The following is a 21572-nucleotide window of genomic DNA, read 5'->3' as shown; positions in this document are numbered from 1 at the left end:
ATTGAGAATTAGGAAATTCAAGAGAATGTAGAATGTAGAATGTAGGATTTTAAAGAATTAATTCTTAATTCTTAATTCTTAATTCTTAATTCTTAATTCTTAATTCTTAATTCTTAATTATTGATTCTTAATTCTTAATTATTAATTCTTAATTCTTAATTATTCATCCCCTTCAAAAGCATCATGGCAGATAAAAAAGCTAAAAAAGACTTGATTTTTTATAACCGGATTGTTGATAAAGGCCGGTTAAAAAAGCTGATCTCTTGGGCGTATACCAAATACGGAAGTGCCCGGACAGCCCAAATGGCCGATAAACTCAAAGATCTGGGGTTTCGCTATGCTACCCAGGCGGGGGTTTCTATCAGTGTAGATGACCTGCAAGTGCCACCAGCTAAACGCCAGATGTTAGATGAGGCGGAAGCTATGATTCGTGCCACAGAAGGCCGGTTCACTAGGGGTGAAATTACTGAAGTTGAAAGGTTTCAAAAAGTTATCGATACCTGGAACGGCACCTCTGAGGCTCTCAAAGATGAGGTCGTCCGTAACTTCAAAGACACAAACCCCCTAAATTCAGTGTACATGATGGCTTTTTCCGGAGCACGGGGTAACTTGTCTCAGGTGCGGCAATTGGTAGGTATGCGGGGTCTGATGGCTAATCCCCAAGGTGAAATTATTGACCTACCGATTAAGACTAACTTCCGGGAAGGATTAACGGTAACAGAATACATTATCTCATCCTACGGAGCCCGCAAAGGCTTGGTGGATACTGCCCTGAGAACGGCTGACTCTGGTTACCTCACCCGTCGTCTGGTGGATGTTTCCCAGGACGTGATTGTACGAGACCTTGATTGTGGCACCAGTCGGGGCATCAAAATCGCAGCCATGACTGACGGCGATCGCATTTTAATTTCCCTAGCGGATAAGCTCTTAGGTCGAATTGTAGCAGAGGAATTGGTTCATCCAAAAACCGGGAAAGTAATTGCTAAACAAAACCAAGATGTATCTGATCAACTAGCCAAAGAGATTGAATCGTCTGGTATTAAAGAGGTAATGGTGCGATCGCCTCTAACCTGTGAAGCCCAGCGGTCAGTTTGCCAGAGATGCTATGGTTGGAGCTTAGCTCATGGGCACATGGTGGATTTGGGCGAAGCGGTGGGGATTATTGCTGCCCAGTCTATTGGGGAACCAGGAACTCAGTTGACTATGCGGACCTTCCACACAGGGGGTGTGTTTACCGGGGAAGTGGCACGCCAGCTCTCTGCTCCCGTTAAGGGTGTAGTAAACTTTGGCAAAAGCCTACGTACCCGCCAAGTTAGGACTCGCCACGGTGACGAGCGTCAACAAGTGGAACTAGCTGGGGATCTGATTTTGGCACCAACTAATGGCTCTGCCAAAACCTTTCCTTTAACAGCGGGCTCCTTGGTCTTAGTCAGTGATGGGCAAACAGTCAGCAAGGGTGATCTGTTAGCAGAAGTAGCCCTGAGTAAAAGCCGTCCTTCCACAGAAAAAGCGGCTAAGGATGTGGCATCGGACTTAGCCGGGGAAGTGCTATTTGCCGACTTAGTCCCTGAGGAAAAAACAGATCGACAGGGTAATACTACTCGGATTGCCCAACGCAGCGGTTTGCTCTGGATTTTATCTGGGGACGTCTATAACCTACCCCCTGGTGCCGAACCGGTGGTGAAAAATGGGGATACTGTAGAGATTGGCACAGTACTGGCGGAAACCAAATTAGTCACACTCAATGGTGGTGTGGTGCGACTGACCCCAGGCAAAAGAGAAATTGACATTATCACAGCTTCCGTCCGCTTGGATCAATCACAGGTGAGAATGGAAAGCACGGGGGGTCGGGAACAATATGTGATTCACACTGCCAATAATCAGCACTTTTCCCTGAAGGCAACCCCTGGCACAAAGGTACTCAACCACCAGGTGGTGGCGGAACTGATTGATGACCAATACTACACTAAAACCGGTGGCATTATTAAATATGCTGGTGTAGAGGTGGCTAAACGGGGTAAAGCCAAGCAAGGTTACGAAGTTACCAAAGGCGGTACCTTACTCTGGATTCCGGAAGAATGCCATGAGGTCAACAAAGATATTTCCCTGCTGCTTGTGGAAGACGGTCAATATGTGGAAGCAGGCACAGAAGTGGTTAAGGATATCTTCTGTCAATCGTCAGGTGTAGTGGAAGTTGTCCAAAAAAATGATATCCTCCGGGAAATTGTGGTTAAGCCTGGGGAATTTCATCTGGTGGAGAACCTACCAGAGACCATGACTAGTGAGGGTCACCTGATCTATCCCGGCTCGGAAGATTTGCCAGGGATAACGGTAGAAAACCTGTGTTATGGAGAAGCAGTTGACACACCTGATGGTATGGGACTGCTGCTGCGGCCAGTGACTGAGTTTGCTGTACCAGATGAACCAGCGGTTCCCTCTCAGGCGTCCATTAATACCCAAGACAATTCCAACCAAGGGACCCAAGGAACCCAGATTCAATTGCGAGCCATCCAACGCATTCCCTATAAAGATGGAGAACGGGTCAAGTCTGTGGATGGGGTGGAATTACTCCGCACCCAGTTGGTATTGGAAATGAGCAACCCCGATGCTGGCAGTGACCATTCTAGTTCATCCCAGCTGAGTGCTGATATTGAGTTAGTCAGTACTGAGGATGAAGCCTCTGAGGATATGCGATTACAACTGGTGATCCTGGAGTCGTTGGTGGTTCGCCGGGATACCAATGCAGATCCGTTAGGGGGTAATACCAAAACCCGGATTTTAGTAAATTATGGGGACGAAATTCCTCCAGGTGCGGTAGTTGCTCGAACAGAAATTCAGTGCAAGGAAGCTGGTGAAATCCGGGGAATTCAAGAAGGATTAGAAGCCATTCGCCGAGTGCTGGTGGTCAGGGATGCTGACCGAGTCACAATCCCCATTACGTCTCCTGCCACAGTCAAAGTAGGGGATTTGGTCGTTGGTACCAACACCTTAGCGGAAGGGACACCCGCTGGAGAATCAGGTCAGGTGGTTCAGGTGACGGATGATTCTGTTATCCTGCGACTGGCTCGTCCATACCGAGTTTCTGCGGGGGCAATTTTGCAAATTGACAAGGCAGATTTGGTGCAGCGGGGTGATAACCTGGTACTACTGGTGTTTGAACGGGCTAAGACAGGGGATATTATCCAAGGTTTGCCCAGGATTGAAGAACTACTAGAAGCTCGCAAACCCAAAGAAGCCTGTATATTGGCCAGACGTCCTGGAGAAGCCCAGGTGATTTATGAAGAAGGCGAAACCGTTGATATCAAGGTAATTGAGTCAGACGGAGTCGTGACCGATTACCCGATTTCGCCTGGGCAAAATGCTATTGTTTCCGATGGTCAGCAAGTCGGTACCGCTGAACCCATCACCGATGGCCCAGCCAATCCCCATGAAATTTTAGAGATTTTCTTCAACTACTGTCTCGAAAAAAGAGGTGTCTACGAAGCTGCTTTAAAGGGATTGCAACAAGCACAAGCATTTTTGGTAAATGAAGTACAGTCGGTGTATCAGTCTCAAGGAATTGATATTGCTGATAAGCATATTGAGGTGATTGTTCGTCAGATGACCTCTAAAGTGAGGGTAGACGATGGTGGTGATACCACTATGCTACCAGGAGAACTCGTGGAGTTGCGGCAGATTGAGACAGTGAATGACGCCATGGCCATCACTGGTGGTGCGCCAGCTCAATATACACCGGTACTACTGGGAATTACCAAAGCATCCCTTAATACCGATTCATTTATCTCTGCTGCCAGCTTCCAAGAAACTACTCGTGTGCTGACAGAAGCAGCGATCGAAGGGAAATCTGACTGGCTCAGAGGTCTGAAAGAGAATGTCATCATTGGGCGTCTGATTCCCGCAGGAACTGGTTTCAATTCTTACCAAGAGCCCACTCTTGGTAATCCAGAACCGGAATTCGACCATGGGAGTAGCATGGTCTATGGCTATGGTGAACCCGCCGATAGTACTGAATTACAGCAAGGCAACCTGCTTGATGATAACACAGCCCGTGTTTACAGCTTAGATGAGGAGAGTGATTTGGCTACTGATCCTAGCAACTTAGACCTCTTGAATGGAAATTATTAACCATAAGCTTGAACTCTACCCCGGATAAATCTTGGGAAAAACAAGGGCGTCTGATCATCAGCTTTTTAAAAGCTTTTGATCAGACGCCCTTACGGTATTATTTAGTATGATTCATTCCTATCACCAGACTTCAACCTAGCTGTATGCTTAGGTCTGGATGCAGGCGCTGATCGGGTTTACACGGGGATTATAAGGTGCGGACGCCACCCTGGGCACATAGCCCCCAATGATTTATAATACACCGGTGCTGGACTAACGTAGTTTCATCTTAAAATAAGAAGAAGGGGTTATAAACATGACAACTGTCAGCAAAAGTGAAAAACTCAAGGAAATACAGGAAGCCTATAAAAAAAGTAATAATTCGATGGCTTATGAGTTGTGTAGAGTATTTGAACAGGTCTGGCAAGTTGCTCCAGATGAATCAGCCTTAGCAATCGCCAATAAGATTATGTCAAAAGATATATCTTATTTTATGTTTGTCTTTGATTTGGACACGGAGGAAGATTATAGCGAAAAGCTCAAACAGGCTAGCAAGGAATCATATGGAAGTCGTAGAGAATGGCGTCAAAAATTAGAAGACTTAGAAGGGAAAAAACAGCTGGAAGCAGAAGAAGAGGAAGTTAAGGAAAATTTGTTAAATTTACTGAGTGATTCTAGCGCTGATACTGATAGCAAGATCAGAGAAAATTTATTAGAGATAGTAAAAGCTTGTCTTTGATGAAACCAGACCATTACCCGGATCTCTACTACCATCACTGTTGCTTCAATGCTCCCTTGCTAGAGGTTACAGGTAAATCAAAGCGTCTCTCGCTCACATAACCCTTGATCAGCTCAGTTATTGACAAAAGTGGGGTATTGAGTTAACCAGACAATTGGTGAAAACGCGATTGACCTACGGTCACGCTACGCGAACGCATTCGCACCGCATCCCCTGTCCCACTTAGCTTGATGTAGGGTGGGCAGTGAAGCAAACCGATTCACCAAGCTGGCCATAGCCTTGGGTTTGCACTGCTGCCCACCAACGGATTAATCACAATGCTCCATGATCTCAGTTTAACGGAGAGGAAGAACAGGGCAAAGACAAGCCAGATCAAGGAGATTTTAACTAGTCAGTTATTTCCGAGACGGTGTACTAGTCGTTATACAAACTTTAGATCCAGTGTTCAGTCTGTAAGGGTTTATAAGTTTTATCTCAAGGAAGGCAAGCAAATGGCGCAGGGTGCGTTTTATCCAGAAGATGAACTGTTTTTAGAAGCAGTAAAGCTTTGGGATTTAGACAAGTTATATATAGATATTGGCGAGCAAAAACAGAGGGAAACTCAGAATAAAAGCACACTTACATCAGTGGAAAAAGTGTACTTGAGAGGATTGCTTTGTGGCTACTCCCCAAAAAAAATAGCTGAGACTCTCCATCGGAGCTCTAACTCAATCGCTGTTGCCCTGACTAGGGGATTGTATCGATATGTCGAAGCACTAACTAATCGAGAATTAAATAGCCTCACTAACTGGAAAGACGTCTCTAAGTGGCTAGAAGTTGCAGGATACAAAATGCCTCAGTACCACCACGATTGGGGGGAAGCACCAGAAATTTATGCTTTCTATGGACGCACTAATGAAGTCAATCAACTGCAGCAATGGATTAGTAAAAAGCAATACTCACTAGTAGGGATTCTCGGTATAGGAGGGATTGGTAAAACCACTCTTGCTGTCAAACTTGCAAACAACCTTCAAGGGGAATTTGAGTATATTATTTGGCGTAATCTGCGCCATGCTCCACCCCTGAAACAACTGCTAGTAGAGCTGATTCAATTCCTATCTCACCAGCAATCATTCAATTTACCAGAAGACATCAACGCTCTTATTTCTAGCTTGATAAAATGTTTACAAGAGCATCGGTGTCTGATCGGACTGGATGACGCAGAGCAGATTCTAAGTCCTGGCGCTATAGCTGGATACTATCAAGCCAACTATGAGGATTATGGTCAGCTATTTAGACGAGTAGCACAGGAAAAACACCAAAGTGCTTTGCTGCTGATCAGTTGGGAAAAATTTCTACAACTAGAGTTACTGGAGCAAAAAAATAACACTACTGCTTCATTAACCCTGAAGGGGTTACCTACAGAAGAAGCTGAGAAAATCTTAGTAGATAACGGGTTATTTGGAAATACAGAAGAATGGGAAACCTTGATTACCCGTTATCGAGGCAATCCCTTAGCATTAAATCTAGTAGCGACAACAATTGAAAAATATTTTAATGGCAGTGTATCGAAATTTTTAAGCTTGAATGAGGTATTTGTTCCTGAGCCAATCAGGTTAATTTTAATTGCACAGTTGAATCGCTTAGATAAGTCAGAAAGAGAAGTGATCAGGTATCTAGGGATAAGTACCAAACCCGTACCCGTTTCCCGGGAACAATTGCGCCAGGATATGACCATTAGCTCGGATTCAAAACTAATCAATGTTTTACAATCCCTCCAGAGGCGTTCACTCATTGAGACATTCACAGACATTAGTCAAACTTTTTTCACCCTATACCCTGTAGTTAGTTCGGTGATTCTTAGTATTAGTTAAAAGGAGAAAAGATAACAGGGAACAGGGAGGAGTGTGGGAAGTTTGGGAAGTTTGGGTAGGGTGGGGAGAGAAAAAGGTATATTTACCCTATTCCCTATTCCCTGTTCCCTGTTCCCTGTTCCCTGGGCATAGCGCTATAACAATTGACCTGAAATTTACTTACTTAAAAACTAAGTCATTAACGGGAGAGGATTTCTGCAATGGCGAAATGCCAGCCAAATCCAAAATCTGGGGAATCAAGTCTTCTCGCCGGACTGCCATCATATGAACACCCTGGCACAGTTGCCGTGCGAGCTTAACTTGCTCAGCGGCAATTTTTATCCCTTCTTGTAACTGATTATCTGCTGCTGCTAGCCGATCAATAATTTCGTCAGGGATATTAACCCCTGGAACTTTTTTATTAATAAACTTAGCGTTTTTAGCGGATTTGAGCAAAAATATCCCTGCTAAAATTGGCTTATTAGTACCAGCAGCAATCTGAACCATAAACTTCTCTAGGCGATCAAAATCACAAATGAGCTGACTTTGAAAAAACTGTGCTCCCGCCTCTAGTTTCCGTTCAAACCGACTCTGTAAGCCTGACCAACTCTTGAGCTGGGGGTCTACCGCTGCACCAGTAAATAAATCAGTTGCTTGATCAGTAAGGGGCTTATCATTGAAATCAACCCCTTGATTTAGCTTAGTAATTAGTTGCAATAGGCGTACTGATTCTAAGTCAAATACACTTTTAGCATCAGGATGATCACCTGCTTTGACTGGATCACCAGTTAGGGCGAGAATATTACCGATACCTAAAGCATTAATACCCATCAAGTCAGCTTGCAAGGCGATGCGGTTGCGATCGCGACAAGCCACCTGACAAATTGGTTCAATGCCCTGCTGGTGTAAAATCACCGAGGCTGCCCAAGACGACATCCGCATGACTGCCCTAGAGCCATCAGTAATATTGATAGCATGGACTCTATCTTTGAGGGTTTGAGCCATTTTGACCATGTGAGCTGCGTTACCCCCCTTGGGGGGTGCCACTTCTGCAGTAATCAAAAATTCACCGGATTCAACGGCAGTGCGAAACGAGTTATTAGTAGGGTTAGTCATTGGTTATAGTATTTACTTATCAGAGTCGGAGAGTTTGAGAGGGAAAAGAATACCCCGTCCTCAAAGGTCGGGGATGAATTTTACCTCTCAAATAGTGTTAATATAAAAAGTAAGGGTCTCAAAAAAAACTGGGTATTGACCCTACTCAGCTACCCTCGGTGCGTTCGCGTAGCGTGGCCATAGGCCAGGGAAAGTTACGCCCAGGTCGATAACAACCAACGGTGGTTGTGCAAAGGATACCCCATTCCTGCGACGGATGGGGAGGTTCAACTCCAGGAATTAGGTTACAGCAATGAACCCTAATGCAGTTTTTACCCTGGACAAGGTCTGGTTTGCGATCGCTTCTGCTTTTTGTCGCCCCTCTCGCAACACCGACTCAAGATAGCCCTGCTCTGACCTCACATCGTGATACTTCTGTTGAATCGGCTTGAGCGCTTCAATGGTTACTTCTGTGAGTAAGGGCTTGAATTTGCCCCAACCCATATCCCGACATTCTGTAGCCACCTCTTCCTTTGTTTTCCCAGAAAGCAGGGTATACAAAGTTAGTAGATTCTCACATTCCGGGCGTTCTGGATCATCAAACCATAATCCTTTAATCGGGTCAGTTTTACAGCGCTTGATTTTCTTTTGGATCTCCTCAGGGGAGTCAAGCACGTTAATCCTGCTCAACTCGGATGGATCAGACTTAGACATTTTGCGCCTGCCATCAGTAAGACTCATCACACGAGCACCAGTTTTTCGGATCATAGGCTCTGGCAACTTTAGCACAAGTTTCTCCTGACTGCCAAACTTGTCATTAACTCGGATAGCGATATTACGAGTCAGTTCGATGTGTTGCTTTTGGTCCTCTCCCACTGGAACTTGATCGGCATCATAAAGTAAAATATCCGCTGCCATCAATACCGGGTAGTCCAGTAAGCCAGTACTGACATTTTCCCCTTGTTTAACCGCTTTTTCCTTGAACTGGATCATTCGCTCTAGCCAGTTAAGAGGGGTAATGCAGTTGAGCAGCCAAGCTAGTTCACTGTGGGCAGGGATATGGGATTGTACGAAGATGGTAGAGCATTCTAAATCAATCCCGCAGGCTAAGTAGAGGGCAGCAATGCTTAAGGTATCTTCTGCTAGAGTTGCTGGGTTATGGGGTACAGTAATAGCGTGTAAATCAACTACACAAAATAGATTATCATACTGACTTTGACCTTCGACCCAGTTGCGGATAGCTCCAAGATAGTTACCCAGGTGAAGATTGCCAGTTGGTTGAACTCCAGATAGAACGCGCTGTTTACCCATGTATGATCTAGTGATTGCTTAAATCGGTTTGCCGAAACGGTATCAGTGTAATCCAATTTTCCCACTGGTTAGGCTAAATTTGGATTATTTTCGCCATTGCTATGGTAAGCATTCAGCTATCAGCGATTAGCGCTACGGGCACGCTACTTGAGGTGCTATCAGCTTTGGGTCTGTGGCCACGCTACACCGAACAGTTTATGCCCATAGCACACGCTACTCGCCCAGCGTGCGCGTAGCGCAATCGGTGCTTTTAGGTGCGACCCGTGGCGAATTTAATTCTTAATGGTAAGAGCGCACCTTTGAATAAAATAAGCTGACGGCTGACGGCTGACGGCTGAATGCTTACTTGCTAGGTCGTTAACCTAGGGAAACCTTCAGCCATAAGTTCAGCCATCAGTTAAAATTTTTTGCCATTTAGGGCAGCTTGGATGAGAAGATAGTGGGGTAAAGATTCTTAATATTTTCTTAATCGGACTTATAGTATGGCTGAAATTCAGTTCTCTAGAGGCATCAAAGAAGAAGTTGTGCCCGACGTACGTTTGACTCGCTCCAAAACTGGTCAGACTGGCAGTGCAACCTTTATTTTTACCAAGCCTAAAGTATACGATAAAGACTCTAAGGATGAGATCACCGGAATGTACATGATTGATGAGGAAGGTGAGATTTCTACCAGTAAGGTTAATGGCAAATTTGTTAATGGTGAACCAATGGCTATAGAAGCAACTTACATAATGAAATCTCCAGAAGAGTGGGATCGTTTCATGCGTTTTATGGAACGGTATAGTGAAGAAAATGACTTAGGATTTACTAAATCCTAACAGTATTAAGTTGAGTCTTGAGTGCTGGGTACTAATGTCTGGTTTACAGGGTCTGGTTTACACCCAAGCGTCAACCCTCAAAAACGCTTAAGCATATGCGCTACGTGCACGCGTGCGCGTTCAGCTGTCAGCGGTCAGCCGTGAGCTAAAGGCTCACGCTGCGCGAACAGCAGACTTAACTCAGCATTATTCGAAGGCTTACCTCTTTCATTCAAAAGCTGTTCGCGTCGGCTGCCCGTAGCGCATAAGCTGATAGCTTACTAAAAAGCTTAGTACTCAGCACTATACCCAAGTCAGATATCGCTGATTTGCTTAGTAATCACATTAATCGGAGGAGAGCAATATACGCAAAGCTCATTAGCAATCGCTACCGCTTCTTCAGGGGTTTTATCTAAGTACATTGCGGTCAGAGCATAATCTTGTCCAGCACCAATGGCACCAAATTCATTAATTTTATCCACGAGATAGCCATCACTGATACAAAAAATATCCTGTTCTACTGCTAACAAATATTCGTTTCTGCGACCAAAGGTATCGTCTTTATCCTTTGCCCAACTATAAAATTCCACAATAAAATCGAGAACAGCCTCAACCGTAGGAGCTGCTGGAGAATGGTTTCTGGCAAATATTTGCATGAAACTCAATTCCATGGTATAACCCACGCCGCCAATAATCATGTTATTGATTTCAAATAGCTTGCCCCACTCATCCCCAGTTACCCGGTGAGTTTGCTTGAGGTATCCTGACAGCCGAATGCTATCGGAGGCAAAAACTAGTTGATCAGGGTATTTTCTGGCAGCGACAACGCTCATAAGTTGCTCCTAATGGTTTTAGTCGATGATTACGGTGAAACAGGCACCGATATAGCAGTCATTAACAAACTAGTTTAGCCTTATCCATCGCAACCAGTTCCTCTAGGGTGGGCAGTGCCTGGGGTGACCGGGTGTGGGGTGACCGGGTGTGGGGTGACCGGGTGAGGTGTGGGGTAGGGTGTTCACTTTGTGCGATGGCCATAGCTTAAACTTCATGCACTTTTTGTCTGATAGTATCAGACAGTGTATCTCTTGCATGATATCCATTCTGGGCTCAGGCCCATAATAAACAGCCTAGGCAGTGCCTACTAATATCAAGTCTGGTTGAATACCCATAATTAAGGAGAGGGTGGGGACGGTGGGAGGTGTGGGGAGATGGGGAGATGGGGAGATAGGGGAGATAGGGGAGATTTTTATTAAGGGTAATTATCCTGACATGATCTAACGCCCTGTGGCCAGCTGATCTGATCTCGGTGCATCTCAATGCAGGGCGGTCTTGGGGGAAACCCCCACTCGCGCTTTGCATCAAAACGGGAGTAGGAAACAGGAAAAAAATCCTGTGTACCTGATTAAGATCAGAACCGCTATCAGAAACACATTTTGAAACCCAAACCCCAGGAAGGATTAGCTGAGGAGAATAGTGTTGGAATCGGGAAGAAGTAGTTTTCGAGACTTCTTCCCGACTCCCGACTCCCGATTCCCGACTCCCGATTCCCGACTCCCGATTCCCGACTCCCGATTCCCGACTCCCGATTCCCGACTCCAAATTCTAAATTCTAAATTCTAAATTCTAAATTCTAAATTCTAAATTCTAAATTCTAAATTCTAACTTCCCGACTCCCGATTCCCCTAGACAAGATTTCCAAGACCAGCGATTAAGCCACGACAGACACCAGTGAGAAAATCTAAATCTAGGGTATCAATGCGATCGCTTGGTTGATGGTAATGGGGATTGCGCAGAAATGCTGTATCGGTTACCATCAAAGCTCGATAACCTTGGTCCCAAAATGGAGCGTGATCACTGAGCCTGGTCTCACGAACGATTATCCCTCGTGATGGTATTGGTAAGCACTGACAAGGGATCCCCACTTGGCGGATACGGCGAGCTAAATGCCTCAAGTCAAGGATTGTTGGCAAGTTTCCCACTAAGGTAATGAAGTCCCCCTGATTGGGGTAAAAATATTTTAGTCCTGGTGGGTAGGTTTGGGAATTGGGAGTGCGATCGCAATACCCTAACATTTCCAAAGACAGCATTAACCGCAAGGGTTGCTGTTGTTCTTTTAAATAGGCAGCATAGGCAGCACTTCCGAGCAATCCATACTCTTCCATATCAAATGCTACCAGTCGGACTGGGTGTTTAGGCCCAGTAGTGGCAAAGGCTCTAGCTAATTCCAATAGCACCGCTACGCCGGTACCATTATCATCTGCTCCTGGGCTTCCAGGTACCGCATCATAGTGAGAGCCAATTAAAATCGGAGCAAACTGTTGCGGTCTCGCCTCTTTTCCCGGTAGATTCAGAATCAGATTATGATGGGTTTTGCCCGACACCTGAAACTTGTGAATTTCAACGCTTCCCCACTGTTCTAATTCCTGGCGGATGTACTCCTGGACATAGAAATGTCCCGCAGATGCCATATACGGATCGCGATCGCGTACTATCTGGCTGAGGTGGGTGATTAGACGTTCTTTTAGATCCAAGGCAGTGTAATCAGGCAGAAGATTATCATCTAATCTTACCATCTCGGGATTTGGTCCCAAGTAAGCATTCAGCGGTCAGCGGTCAGCCGTCAGCCGTCAGCGGTCAGTGGTCAGTGGTCAGCGGTCAGCGGTCAGTGGTCAGTGGTCAGCGGTCAGCGGTCAGCGGTCAGTGGTCAGTGGTCAGTGGTCAGTGGTCAGCTAACGTAACTCAGATTAAACTAATGCTTACCTGTTGTCTTGATGCAGTCGCTCATGGGGGAAACCACGGCAGTCGCTCATGGGGGGAACCCCCAAGACCGCGCTGCCTCCCCAAGACCGCGCTGCATCGCTTATTCAAAAGCTTATAGCTGATTGCTGATTGCTGATTGCTTATAGCTGATTGCTGATTGCTGATTGCTTATAGCTGATTGCTGATTGCTGATTGCTGATTGCTGATTGCTGATTGCTGATTGCTTACGGTCCCAACAGCACCCCTACACCAGTAGCATAATTATGTCCTCAGGTGATTTCCGGGTACCTGATTATAGTCAAAATCTCTGATTATGGGATATAATTAGATGAAACTATTCCGATATTTTTTCTCGTGTCCAGGTAGATTCAGCATTACATGGTGATGGGTTTTACCCAACACTTGATTCTCCTGGATTTCGAGACTTTCTAATTTTTTTAATTCTGAGCAGATGGACTGCGACCCAAAGAAATGCCCCCCATCTCCCATATAAAAAGTAAAGGAGTAAGGTTTCAAGGGTAATGTTTTTTGATAACTAATTATCCGGACATGATATCAAACAGCTTTTAGGAGATGCACCCTGACCACAAGGCAAAAGGTATAGCAGAAGTCAGAAGTCATAAGTCAGAAGTCAGAAGTCAAACTCTTGCGCTTCTTGATGCAGTCGCTCATGGGGGAAACCCCCAAGACCGTAATGGTGCTTTTTCCGTTGGCGAATTAAATTCGCCACGGGTCGCACCTCTGCATCGCTTACAAAGGGTGTGAGACTAATGTCGATGTCCTAACTGCCCTGGCGACTGCTATAACAGGCAAAAGGCAACATTAGGAAAGATATCTGAAGTTCCTTATTCCTTATTCCCTACTTCCTCCTCCCAGCCCTATCCTTAAAATTACTAGTTAAAATTACCAAAGCGATCGCTTACCAATGATTATGGGATTCTCAGCAAAGAGACCCTACGGGATTGACCGAAGGTCACGCTACGCGATGAAGCGTTCGCGTAGCGTGGCCAAAGGCCTCAGCTTCCGCTAAGAGCGATCGCTTTTTTTATTCCCCCTAAAACTCCCCAAAAAAAAATTTTTAAAACCCTTGACAATTACAAATATAATCATTACAATAATCATATTAACACGATGAATTCAAGTTTTGATCTATGTCAAAAGACTTTAAGCCAAACTTCAAGAAACAACCTGTTGAGCACACTCTGAAAGGCTCTCGTCAAGCAGTAATCTATAGTATCCAAATGCTTTATAAATTGGGCTATGCAGAGATTGCGGAATGGACTCCTCTTGAGCCGACTGAGGTTCCAGGGGAAGTAATTACTAAAATGATGAAGTATTGGCTGTTGCCATAACACTTTAAATTTATGGGGGGTTTTCCCCCCCTGGCAAAGGCTCCGGTTTGATTACATCAAATCACGTCCGGATTGGTTTGGAAACTCATTGACATAGATCATTTAAATAGCCGTAGATAGTATTTCTACGGCTATTTTTTTTTCTGTTTATACTTATATAAAAAGGGAATCGGGAATCGGGAGTCGGGAATCGGAACCCACCCCTAACCCCTCCCAGGAGGGGAACGGGAATCGGGAATCGGGAATTGGGAATCGGGAATCGGGAATCGGGAAAAAATACTGGTAAGCTGTTGCGCATTTAAATTGGATATAGTGTTTCTCGCATTTATGAGGTACGCTTCTCAACAAAGTCCCCCTTATTAAGGGGGATTTAGGGGGATCAATTTGTCCCTTATAGGATATATAGTTGCTATATTATTCAGTTAGATGCTTTGGGGCGAGTTTTAGTTGTCGTCTATACCTGGCGAGGTGATCAAATCCGTTTGATTTCAACTCGCAAAGCCACTCGTACTGAACGTAAACAATATCTGGAGGGATGAAGATGGAAGCTGAGTATGATTTTAGTAAAGGTAAGCGTGGCGCGATTGACCCGATGCCATCTGGTAAAACTCGGATCACAATTCCTTTAGATAACGATGTTTTGGAGTGGTTTCGTGACCAGGTAAATCTGTCTGGTGGAGGGAATTATCAAACCTTGATTAATCAGGTGTTGCGTCAGCACATTCAGCATCAGCTGATAGAATTAGAAGGAGTTCAGGAAACTATTCCTAGAACAGAAATTGTTCAAATTCAAGAAGCATGGGAAAATTATCGCTCCGGTAACGATAAAGGAATTTCATCTAAAGATTTAAAGCGTAAGTTATTAGGATAAAAGTGATTAATCGTCGGTGGGCAGTGCCTACCTAGGCGCTTTGCCAGCTGATCTGATCTGTCTGATCCACTGCCCACCCTACATGCTATAGGCGGTGGCGCGGGTGACGGTGGAACGGTTTATTGAGCGGGTTTCTCGGCAATACCTAGCAAAAAGCAACGGCGAGTCCCATTGAGGAATACGCTCGCCGTTGGTGGATATGGGTTAGAAGTGGAGTATTGAAGGTTGAGTTGCCAGAAGAAGGTAACGGAGCGATCGCCCCGTTACCTTTCTACCCTACGGCAAAGGTTTTACTTCCTTAATTACCAATAATTATCATTCTGTTTGTAGAATGTTTGATTTTTTGGAAGTCCTTTGTGATCTGCAACCTGCGGATGCTCCTTAGACTTTTTACGCTTTGTGACAACCCTCTACATCCATGTATATATCCCATGGTAGTGCGTCACGAACTATTACTTGGTAGAATGGCTCCACACCTTCAAACACGTGATCATAAGAAGTGGGTTGATCAGAGCTATACCCCGGAACAGGAAGATTTTCAACATAATCATGGGGACCGGGTGGATCTACAATCAATGATATTGTTTGTTGGTCTTCTTCAAAGCTTATAAAGCTGACATCCAGTGACGATGCTGGCCCATCTATAACATCTAGTATATACTGAGAAGATCCCTCGGCCAAGAGAATAAAGCGAGGTTCGACATAACATTCCGCAGCTTGCGCACTACCAACGATCATTACTAGGGACAGGCAAAACACCAACATCCCTTTCAACACCTTGTGGACTACTTGCATTTTGAACTTCTCCTTTTTAGGTTATTGCAGGGAGCATGTCACTTATGTAGAACATTTGTACTATACCTCTAGCCCCCTCATGGGTTTACATAAGCTTGCTGTGATGGTACTGTAGTTCATTTGTTCTGCAACCCTTGACCTGCTCCCCCCAGTTCCTAATTCTTAGTTGGAACAATGTAATACTAGCCCTGTTATATATCTCTTATTCTCATAAAACTCAGATCAAACCTCATATAAAAACTCATATAAAAACTCAGATCAAACCTCATATCAAACTCATAAACCTCATATCAAACCTCATAAATCTCATATCAAACCTCATAAACCTCATATCAAACCTCATATCAAACCTCATAAACCTCATATCAAACCTCATAAACCTCATATCAAACCTCATATCAAACCTCATAAACCTCATATCAAACCTCATATCAAACTTCATATAAGTACAGGGTCAACGGGGAGTAGGTCAAAATAATAGAACAAATGAACTACTTGACAAAATCACAAAAATAATTTACATACCTTGCTTACATTGTGTGTAGCGCTATATTATTCAGCATTCTGTAGGGTGGGCATTGCCGGTTTACTTACCCAAATCCTGCCCAAATTTATCTGAGCAATGCCCACCAAGCAGGGTACCCATGGCCGGTTTCTGAACCAATGCCCACCCTACGATTATTGTGGATTGGTGGGCATTGCCCATTTCATTGCTCGCCGTTCAATCATGATCTTGATCAGCAATGCCCACCCTACGATGATGGTGGATTGGTGGGCATTGCCCATTTCATTGATCCGCGTTCAATCATGATCTTAATCAGCAATGCCCACCCTACTTGCTATTCACGCTCCTTCTTACAAAAATCATGAGCCTTATTGTTAATCTTATCAATAAGATCAGTTACCTCAGCCGGAGGATTAGGCATCAGATAAATTTCCCGTAATGCATCTGACCAAAGTTGTTTGTCTATGAAATAGTTAATTCGTTTCAGAGCAATCTTATCAGCACTGGCATCTTCAGCTTTCAGGTTACTTTCTAATTCATTTAAGTCAGTGGTGATTTGATTACGCTTTTCGTCATCCATTAGACGAAAACTTCTCTTAGTAGGAAGTTGTTCTAAAGGAATTGTATTCCGCCAATAGTAATCTTTACCTGGTTTTAAAGGCTCCCCTTGATAAAGGATACTATTAGTAGTAGGCTCTAACGGTTGCTCCCACAATTGTTTTTCAGTACGATACTCACGCACCTCAATACCTTTCATTTCTCCTTGCCATAGGAATAGGGGTTGCTCACTCCAAATTTCTAAGCTTCCTTTATGATTAGAATTTGGGTCACGATCTGGTAGTTGACCAGGGGTGAGCATGCAGAGAGTTTGCTCGATAGGATTATCATATCTTGAGCTCCCTCTTGAGCCCCCTTTACCTTTGTCACGTCGCAATATATCCCAGATATCACCCCATTTTAAGGTAACTAGCTGGCCTTTAAACTGGGATAAATTCTGACCAGACTGAGGTCTTTTTACTATGGCATCAAGGGGCAGTGCAGAAGAACAGACTAGCACGACCACTGTTAGTGCCAGGGTTGATTTGTTTTGGATTAATTTAATCATAATACAGTATTTTTCAATTGGGTAAAGTACAAATTATTGGTTTTTTGGGAATCGGTAATCGGGAATATGGAATCGGAAATTGGTAAAAAATATTGTGTACATGATAGTTATGAAAAACGGTATATTTGAGCTGATTACAGTAAACTATTATTTACTTTTGCCTTTTGCCTTTTGCCTTTTGCCTTTTGCCTTTTGCCTTAACAGGATAAGCTTTGTAATAGTATAATAATTGCTATATTGTTCCCTACTCCCTACTCCCTACTCCCTACTCCCTACTCCCTACTCCCTACTCCCTACTCCCTACTCCCTTTTCGTAACGCTATAGGTACTAAACACTACTAAAGGCATCAAAGTAGGTAGCAGCACCTTTAAGGAGATATAAACTTGTAGTGAAACCAAGCAATAAACTAACCAATAAAGCAACCAAGCGTTATCTATATTGCTAAACCACCATTGCTGTTGCTCCGGAGAATTCTGTTTAATTAACCTAAATCCCTTACCTAAAACAGCGGTTAGCAAAATCATCAAAGCATTAGGAATTGGTATCACCAGATGCTGGGAAAAAAGATGGTGGGCAATGTAACTATGGGCTTCACCACCAGTAAATGATGGTTTGCTATCGAACCAGTCTTGCCAACCCTGTGAACTACGCCAGAAGGCGACCGGAAGGGGAAGCAGATGATTATCTTCCCCTTCTTGATCAATTCCTGCTTGTTGATATCCTCCTGAAGCAACAATCACAATGGTCTGGTTAAGGCTGATATCATCAGCTAGAGCATCTTCAGAACAGGTGCCTAATAACTCACAAGCAGAAATTCTTTGATAAACCTGCTCTGGAGGCAGGGAATAGTCAATAATCGGTTGAAACCATTCTAAGAAATATGCGATCGCAGGACGTTTGACCCTCCCCAACCAAGCCACTTGTGTATGGGCTTGTGTCTTGGTATCATTAACCCAATCAATCACTGAAGTTCTAAAATCCTGATTACTGTGTTGAGTCTGAGGTAATCCCATAGCTAATTGAGTAGCGCTGGAATCTTGATCAGCTAAACAATAGGAAAGAACTAGTAAATAGCTAAACGGACAACGTTTATCACAATTATTGCTAGGTAACTCCACATACCAATCATAGGTTGTAATATCTCCCTCCATGGTTTGATTGAGGTTAGCGATTTTATCACTCACTCCCTGATAATCAGCAGGATGATCAGCTTCAATTGCTGCCCAAACTAACCAGGTATTATTTTTAATCGCTTCATTAACTGATTGCTGTAACTGTTTACTATTATCGGGCTGTTGTTGGTCTTGATCTAAGATATAATCAAATCCAATTATGCTAGCATTACTGGTAACTAATTTATCTAAAATACTTGCTAAGTAACCATAATCCATATACCTGCCATCAACCAATTTAACCTTGTCCTGTTCAAGAGACTTGTTATCAATTTGAACTAACCGAACTGGAGACTTAACTGGAGAAGGATTAGCTTGCCACTCCACCTGCTGAGTAACCTGACGGTAACCAGCCTGTAACAATAGACGAGATTCTAACAGTAAATCCTGACAATCCGGGATTAAACTAACGGTTAACCATGCCGATAACCACAGGGCTTCCTTCTTAGTGGGCAACCAATTTCTGAGACTGTGCCCTAAACCGAATGGTTCCAAGCGAAACAGTACTGATTGGGGATGGCGAAATAAGGTAGGGATTAAGTAAGCAGAAGGATAGGTAAGATTTTGTTGGTCTTTAAGAAAAGCACAAGCATCCCTTAGGGCTTCATGGACATCCTTATACTCAGCCAAACTGTTGAGAAACTGGACAATAAAAACTTGAGCCACCTGATTGTGAATAGGTTCTGCCATCACCGCCACTTGAGGTAACCCTAAAGCAATTAGGGATTCCGCAATCGAGATACCATCACAAGAATTAAAAATAGCAAACTTCAGGCCATTAGCTATCCCTTGTTGGAGGGATTGTTGAATCTCATTAATTCCTAGAGAAGCATCAGGAGCAATATGTAATTCTCCACCAGTACAGGCAGTTTCATTACTATGTCCAGCAAAGAATAAAATATCCCAACCCCTAGGATTAGCAATTTCCTTAACAATTTCCTGCTTAAGACTAGTAGAGTCTTTTCCTGGTTGCCAACCAATAAATTTTATGTCAGCTAGCTTAGACAGGTGAGCTAACGCCTTGCGGTCTTCTTCAAAGTCTAATCCTTTTTCATCACCCAAGATAGCCAAAACTCTGGCTCGGCGACGGATTGAAGGAATAATTTTATCATGACTAATCCCAGCATGGATAGTATTAGAAACCCGAGCAATCCGGATAGTTCCGAATCCCGATAAATTCGTCCTAGTAGTAGTACTAATTTCCCAAGCTTCCCAAGGTAAGCGAGTTAATTCAGGACAATTACAGGTGAGGAGAATATCAACCCAATACCGACGATTAATAGACGAATCCGTAGCTGCCTTAGCAATTTCCTCACGAATTTCATATAACTCTCCATCCCGTAACCAATTATGAAATATTGATAAAAACCTAGCTTCTGCTTCCCGCAACAGCCCAGCCGGATCTTTCATAAGGGTAAGTCTACCACTTTTTGGGACTTTTCCTCGCAAATTTTTGTAACAATTAATGTAAGCATATTTCCAGTCTTGGTAACCTTGATCAAGGTCTTGAGGATAATCTACTATGGCAGCAATAGTCTTACCGTTTTCCCAAGATAACTCAAAGTTACAACCTGACTTGATTTTGATGACTTTAAGGTGAAAAATTTTACTTTTCATGTTACTTATAGTAGTCAGCAGTCAGCGGTCAGTGGTCAGCGGTCAGCGGTCAGTGGTCAGCAGTCAGCGGTCAGCAGTCAGCAGTCAGCAGTCAGCAGTCAGCAGTCAGTGGTCAGCCGTCAGCTTATTTTATTCAAAAGCTTTTCGGTGTAGCTTGGCCTACGGCCAATGGCTGATAGCTGATAGCTGATAGCTGATAGCTGATAGCTGATAGCTGATAGCTGATAGCTGATAACTGATAGCTGATAGCTGATAGCTGATAGCTGATAACTCATAGCTGATAGCTGATAGCTGATAGCTGATAGCTGATAACTCATAGCTGATAGCTGATAGCTTACCTCCCTACTCCCTACTCCCTTTAAATTCAAACAACATCGAGGTTTGTACTGTTTCCTCAGCAGTGGTAATTGTAGCTAGAAACTTTTCATGATTAGCTCCCACAAACTGAGTAAATAAATAGTCATCATCAGTGGTAAATTCCTGTTGATCCAAGACCATGGTAAAGTCAGTAATACGCAATTTTATCCCCGAAGGTGGAGTATTACCTGGGCTAGCTCCCAGGATTAGCACTATAGTCCAATCTCCCTCTGGTTCAGACTGGGGTAATTGCCAAGTTACAGCATAAAGGCGCAGTGGAATTCCAGCTAGTTGAAAATCTCGATAACTACGAACAGCGGCAGCAGGAATTTCGATATCAATAATAGTTATAATCTCAGCTAATTCTTGGGCTGGGGTAGGACGAAACCGCAATGCTGGGGAAGGTGCTGGTAATAGCTGCCAAGATAACTCTTGAGCTAGGTCATCAATTTGATTATATAACCATTGTCCCACATTAATCGCTCGTTGATTCAGGATTTCGATTACGTCTCTAACATAATTAGGCTCGCGCTGTGGTATCTCTGGTAAAGGAATTTCCTCAGGAGATAGACATTGTAAATCCAGTAGTAAGTCGTCTCCACTCATAGTAAACCTAGATAAAGGGAGCTCGTAATTATGATCAGAGCCAACAGCTAGATTACTAATATCTTTGACTAGCTGGTCGTATCGATTTACGCCTTTAATCCCAGCAATACCTAAGTCATCATCAATGGCAATCACCACATAAAAATGAGCAGTAAATTGGGGAATAGTAACAATCCCTTGAGGCAGATTTACCAACGGGTCACTAAATCCCAAGCTAGGAATAAGGCAAATCTTAAAATCTCCTACTCGTAGATTACACACAGCATTAATAGCTTTAGCAATAGCTTGAGATAATTCCGAGTATCCTAACCCATTAGCTGCCCGTTCTACCCGTAAACTTGGCTCCCGTTTTTCCAGCCAATCTTCAAACACTAGTAAGGCTAATTCTTGGAGATAGATAGCTAATATTCCTGATTTTTCTGCCATCTGGTTAGCTATATCCAGGGCTTTTTGTTGTTGTTCTAATTCCAGCGTTAGGGTTTCGGTTAATGCTGGAAATGAAATCAGTTCTGTAGATGTATTTAGCATTTTTAGTTGAGTAATAATAGGGAGT

Annotated in this window: 19 protein-coding genes and 2 pseudogenes; 10 read left to right on the top strand and 11 right to left on the bottom strand. The window is 43.8% G+C overall.

Annotation, left to right across the window (positions count from 1 at the left end):
- The first annotated feature begins 183 nt into the window (after positions 1-183).
- The 3 genes from LYNGBM3L_RS16085 (at position 184) to LYNGBM3L_RS16075 (ending at position 6696) form a co-directional block, all read left to right on the top strand.
- Positions 184-4125, top strand: coding sequence for a DNA-directed RNA polymerase subunit beta' (locus tag LYNGBM3L_RS16085; RefSeq protein ID WP_008185299.1), 3942 nt, complete (start codon positions 184-186; stop codon positions 4123-4125).
- 295 nt (positions 4126-4420) lie between these two features.
- Positions 4421-4843: a hypothetical protein gene (locus tag LYNGBM3L_RS16080; protein WP_008185298.1), complete on the top strand. Its 423-nt coding sequence runs from the start codon at positions 4421-4423 to the stop codon at positions 4841-4843.
- 491 nt (positions 4844-5334) lie between these two features.
- Positions 5335-6696: an NB-ARC domain-containing protein gene (locus LYNGBM3L_RS16075; protein ID WP_008185296.1), complete on the top strand. Its 1362-nt coding sequence runs from the start codon at positions 5335-5337 to the stop codon at positions 6694-6696.
- A 159-nt stretch (positions 6697-6855) separates the two neighbouring features.
- Here LYNGBM3L_RS16075 and LYNGBM3L_RS16070 read toward each other — a convergent pair whose 3' ends face one another.
- Together LYNGBM3L_RS16070 and trpS are read right to left on the bottom strand one after the other, a co-directional pair.
- Complete coding sequence (locus LYNGBM3L_RS16070; RefSeq protein ID WP_008185294.1) at positions 6856-7791, bottom strand: methylenetetrahydrofolate reductase; 936 nt, start codon at positions 7789-7791, stop codon at positions 6856-6858.
- A 279-nt stretch (positions 7792-8070) separates the two neighbouring features.
- Positions 8071-9081 (bottom strand): tryptophan--tRNA ligase, encoded by a 1011-nt coding sequence (trpS, locus tag LYNGBM3L_RS16065; protein ID WP_008185292.1) that lies wholly within the window; start codon positions 9079-9081, stop codon positions 8071-8073.
- Positions 9082-9563: 482 nt separating this feature from the next.
- Here trpS and psb28 point away from each other — a divergent pair, with 482 nt between their 5' ends.
- Complete coding sequence (gene psb28 / locus LYNGBM3L_RS16060; protein ID WP_008185291.1) at positions 9564-9899, top strand: photosystem II reaction center protein Psb28; 336 nt, start codon at positions 9564-9566, stop codon at positions 9897-9899.
- A 293-nt stretch (positions 9900-10192) separates the two neighbouring features.
- Here the strand turns inward: psb28 and LYNGBM3L_RS16055 are convergent, their stop codons facing one another.
- Together LYNGBM3L_RS16055 and LYNGBM3L_RS43690 are read right to left on the bottom strand one after the other, a co-directional pair.
- Positions 10193-10711: an Ntn hydrolase family protein gene (locus tag LYNGBM3L_RS16055; protein WP_008185288.1), complete on the bottom strand. Its 519-nt coding sequence runs from the start codon at positions 10709-10711 to the stop codon at positions 10193-10195.
- A gap of 61 nt (positions 10712-10772) precedes the next feature.
- Entirely contained in the window at positions 10773-10913 is a 141-nt protein-coding gene (locus tag LYNGBM3L_RS43690; protein WP_154659818.1) for a hypothetical protein, read from the bottom strand.
- 441 nt (positions 10914-11354) lie between these two features.
- Between LYNGBM3L_RS43690 and LYNGBM3L_RS43685 the strand changes: the two genes are divergently transcribed.
- A complete protein-coding gene (locus LYNGBM3L_RS43685; protein WP_154659817.1) occupies positions 11355-11498 on the top strand; it encodes a hypothetical protein in 144 nt (47 codons plus the stop codon).
- A 62-nt stretch (positions 11499-11560) separates the two neighbouring features.
- Here the strand turns inward: LYNGBM3L_RS43685 and LYNGBM3L_RS16050 are convergent, their stop codons facing one another.
- The gene (locus tag LYNGBM3L_RS16050; protein ID WP_044493468.1) at positions 11561-12409 is read right to left on the bottom strand and encodes a M20/M25/M40 family metallo-hydrolase; all 849 of its coding nucleotides are present in this window, start codon (positions 12407-12409) and stop codon (positions 11561-11563) included.
- Positions 12410-12459: 50 nt separating this feature from the next.
- Here LYNGBM3L_RS16050 and LYNGBM3L_RS50415 point away from each other — a divergent pair, with 50 nt between their 5' ends.
- A complete protein-coding gene (locus LYNGBM3L_RS50415; RefSeq protein ID WP_131827107.1) occupies positions 12460-12756 on the top strand; it encodes a hypothetical protein in 297 nt (98 codons plus the stop codon).
- Between the two features lie 206 nt (positions 12757-12962).
- Here the strand turns inward: LYNGBM3L_RS50415 and LYNGBM3L_RS40900 are convergent, their stop codons facing one another.
- A complete protein-coding gene (locus tag LYNGBM3L_RS40900; protein WP_131827106.1) occupies positions 12963-13154 on the bottom strand; it encodes a hypothetical protein in 192 nt (63 codons plus the stop codon).
- 635 nt (positions 13155-13789) lie between these two features.
- On the opposite strand from LYNGBM3L_RS40900, the gene LYNGBM3L_RS16045 reads away from it, so the two are divergent.
- Positions 13790-13990 (top strand): hypothetical protein, encoded by a 201-nt coding sequence (locus LYNGBM3L_RS16045; protein WP_008185280.1) that lies wholly within the window; start codon positions 13790-13792, stop codon positions 13988-13990.
- A gap of 85 nt (positions 13991-14075) precedes the next feature.
- On the opposite strand, the gene LYNGBM3L_RS38460 is transcribed toward LYNGBM3L_RS16045, so the two are convergent.
- Positions 14076-14288, bottom strand: a complete 213-nt coding sequence (locus LYNGBM3L_RS38460) for a hypothetical protein (protein WP_131827105.1) — start codon at positions 14286-14288, stop codon at positions 14076-14078.
- Between the two features lie 118 nt (positions 14289-14406).
- Between LYNGBM3L_RS38460 and LYNGBM3L_RS36625 the strand changes: the two are divergent.
- Together LYNGBM3L_RS36625 and LYNGBM3L_RS38455 are read left to right on the top strand one after the other, a co-directional pair.
- Positions 14407-14529: pseudogene (locus LYNGBM3L_RS36625) on the top strand (BrnT family toxin); the annotation flags it as partial.
- Positions 14530-14531: 2 nt separating this feature from the next.
- Positions 14532-14783 (top strand): annotated as a pseudogene (locus LYNGBM3L_RS38455) (BrnA antitoxin family protein); the annotation flags it as partial.
- 468 nt (positions 14784-15251) lie between these two features.
- Here LYNGBM3L_RS38455 and LYNGBM3L_RS16035 read toward each other — a convergent pair.
- The 3 genes from LYNGBM3L_RS16035 to LYNGBM3L_RS16025 all read right to left on the bottom strand — a co-directional run bounded on the left by LYNGBM3L_RS16035 (position 15252) and on the right by LYNGBM3L_RS16025 (position 20056).
- The gene (locus tag LYNGBM3L_RS16035; protein WP_008185272.1) at positions 15252-15656 is read right to left on the bottom strand and encodes a hypothetical protein; all 405 of its coding nucleotides are present in this window, start codon (positions 15654-15656) and stop codon (positions 15252-15254) included.
- An 839-nt stretch (positions 15657-16495) separates the two neighbouring features.
- The gene (locus LYNGBM3L_RS16030; RefSeq protein WP_008185267.1) at positions 16496-17266 is read right to left on the bottom strand and encodes a hypothetical protein; all 771 of its coding nucleotides are present in this window, start codon (positions 17264-17266) and stop codon (positions 16496-16498) included.
- Between the two features lie 300 nt (positions 17267-17566).
- Positions 17567-20056, bottom strand: coding sequence for a CHASE2 domain-containing protein (locus LYNGBM3L_RS16025; protein ID WP_008185265.1), 2490 nt, complete (start codon positions 20054-20056; stop codon positions 17567-17569).
- On the opposite strand from LYNGBM3L_RS16025, the gene LYNGBM3L_RS45825 reads away from it, so the two are divergent.
- Positions 20036-20209, top strand: a complete 174-nt coding sequence (locus LYNGBM3L_RS45825; protein ID WP_158026648.1) for a hypothetical protein — start codon at positions 20036-20038, stop codon at positions 20207-20209. The genes LYNGBM3L_RS16025 and LYNGBM3L_RS45825 overlap by 21 nt on opposite strands.
- A 189-nt stretch (positions 20210-20398) precedes the next feature.
- On the opposite strand, the gene LYNGBM3L_RS16015 is transcribed toward LYNGBM3L_RS45825, so the two are convergent.
- Positions 20399-21572, bottom strand: a 1174-nt coding sequence (locus tag LYNGBM3L_RS16015; RefSeq protein ID WP_207554309.1) for a DUF1822 family protein, incomplete at its 5' end; no start/stop codon positions are given.

The organism is Moorena producens 3L, from assembly GCF_000211815.1.
In the GTDB taxonomy this organism is placed as follows: domain Bacteria; phylum Cyanobacteriota; class Cyanobacteriia; order Cyanobacteriales; family Coleofasciculaceae; genus Moorena; species Moorena producens.
Note: the sequence above shows the minus strand (reverse complement) of the source record. Positions and strands in the feature narration are given on the sequence as shown.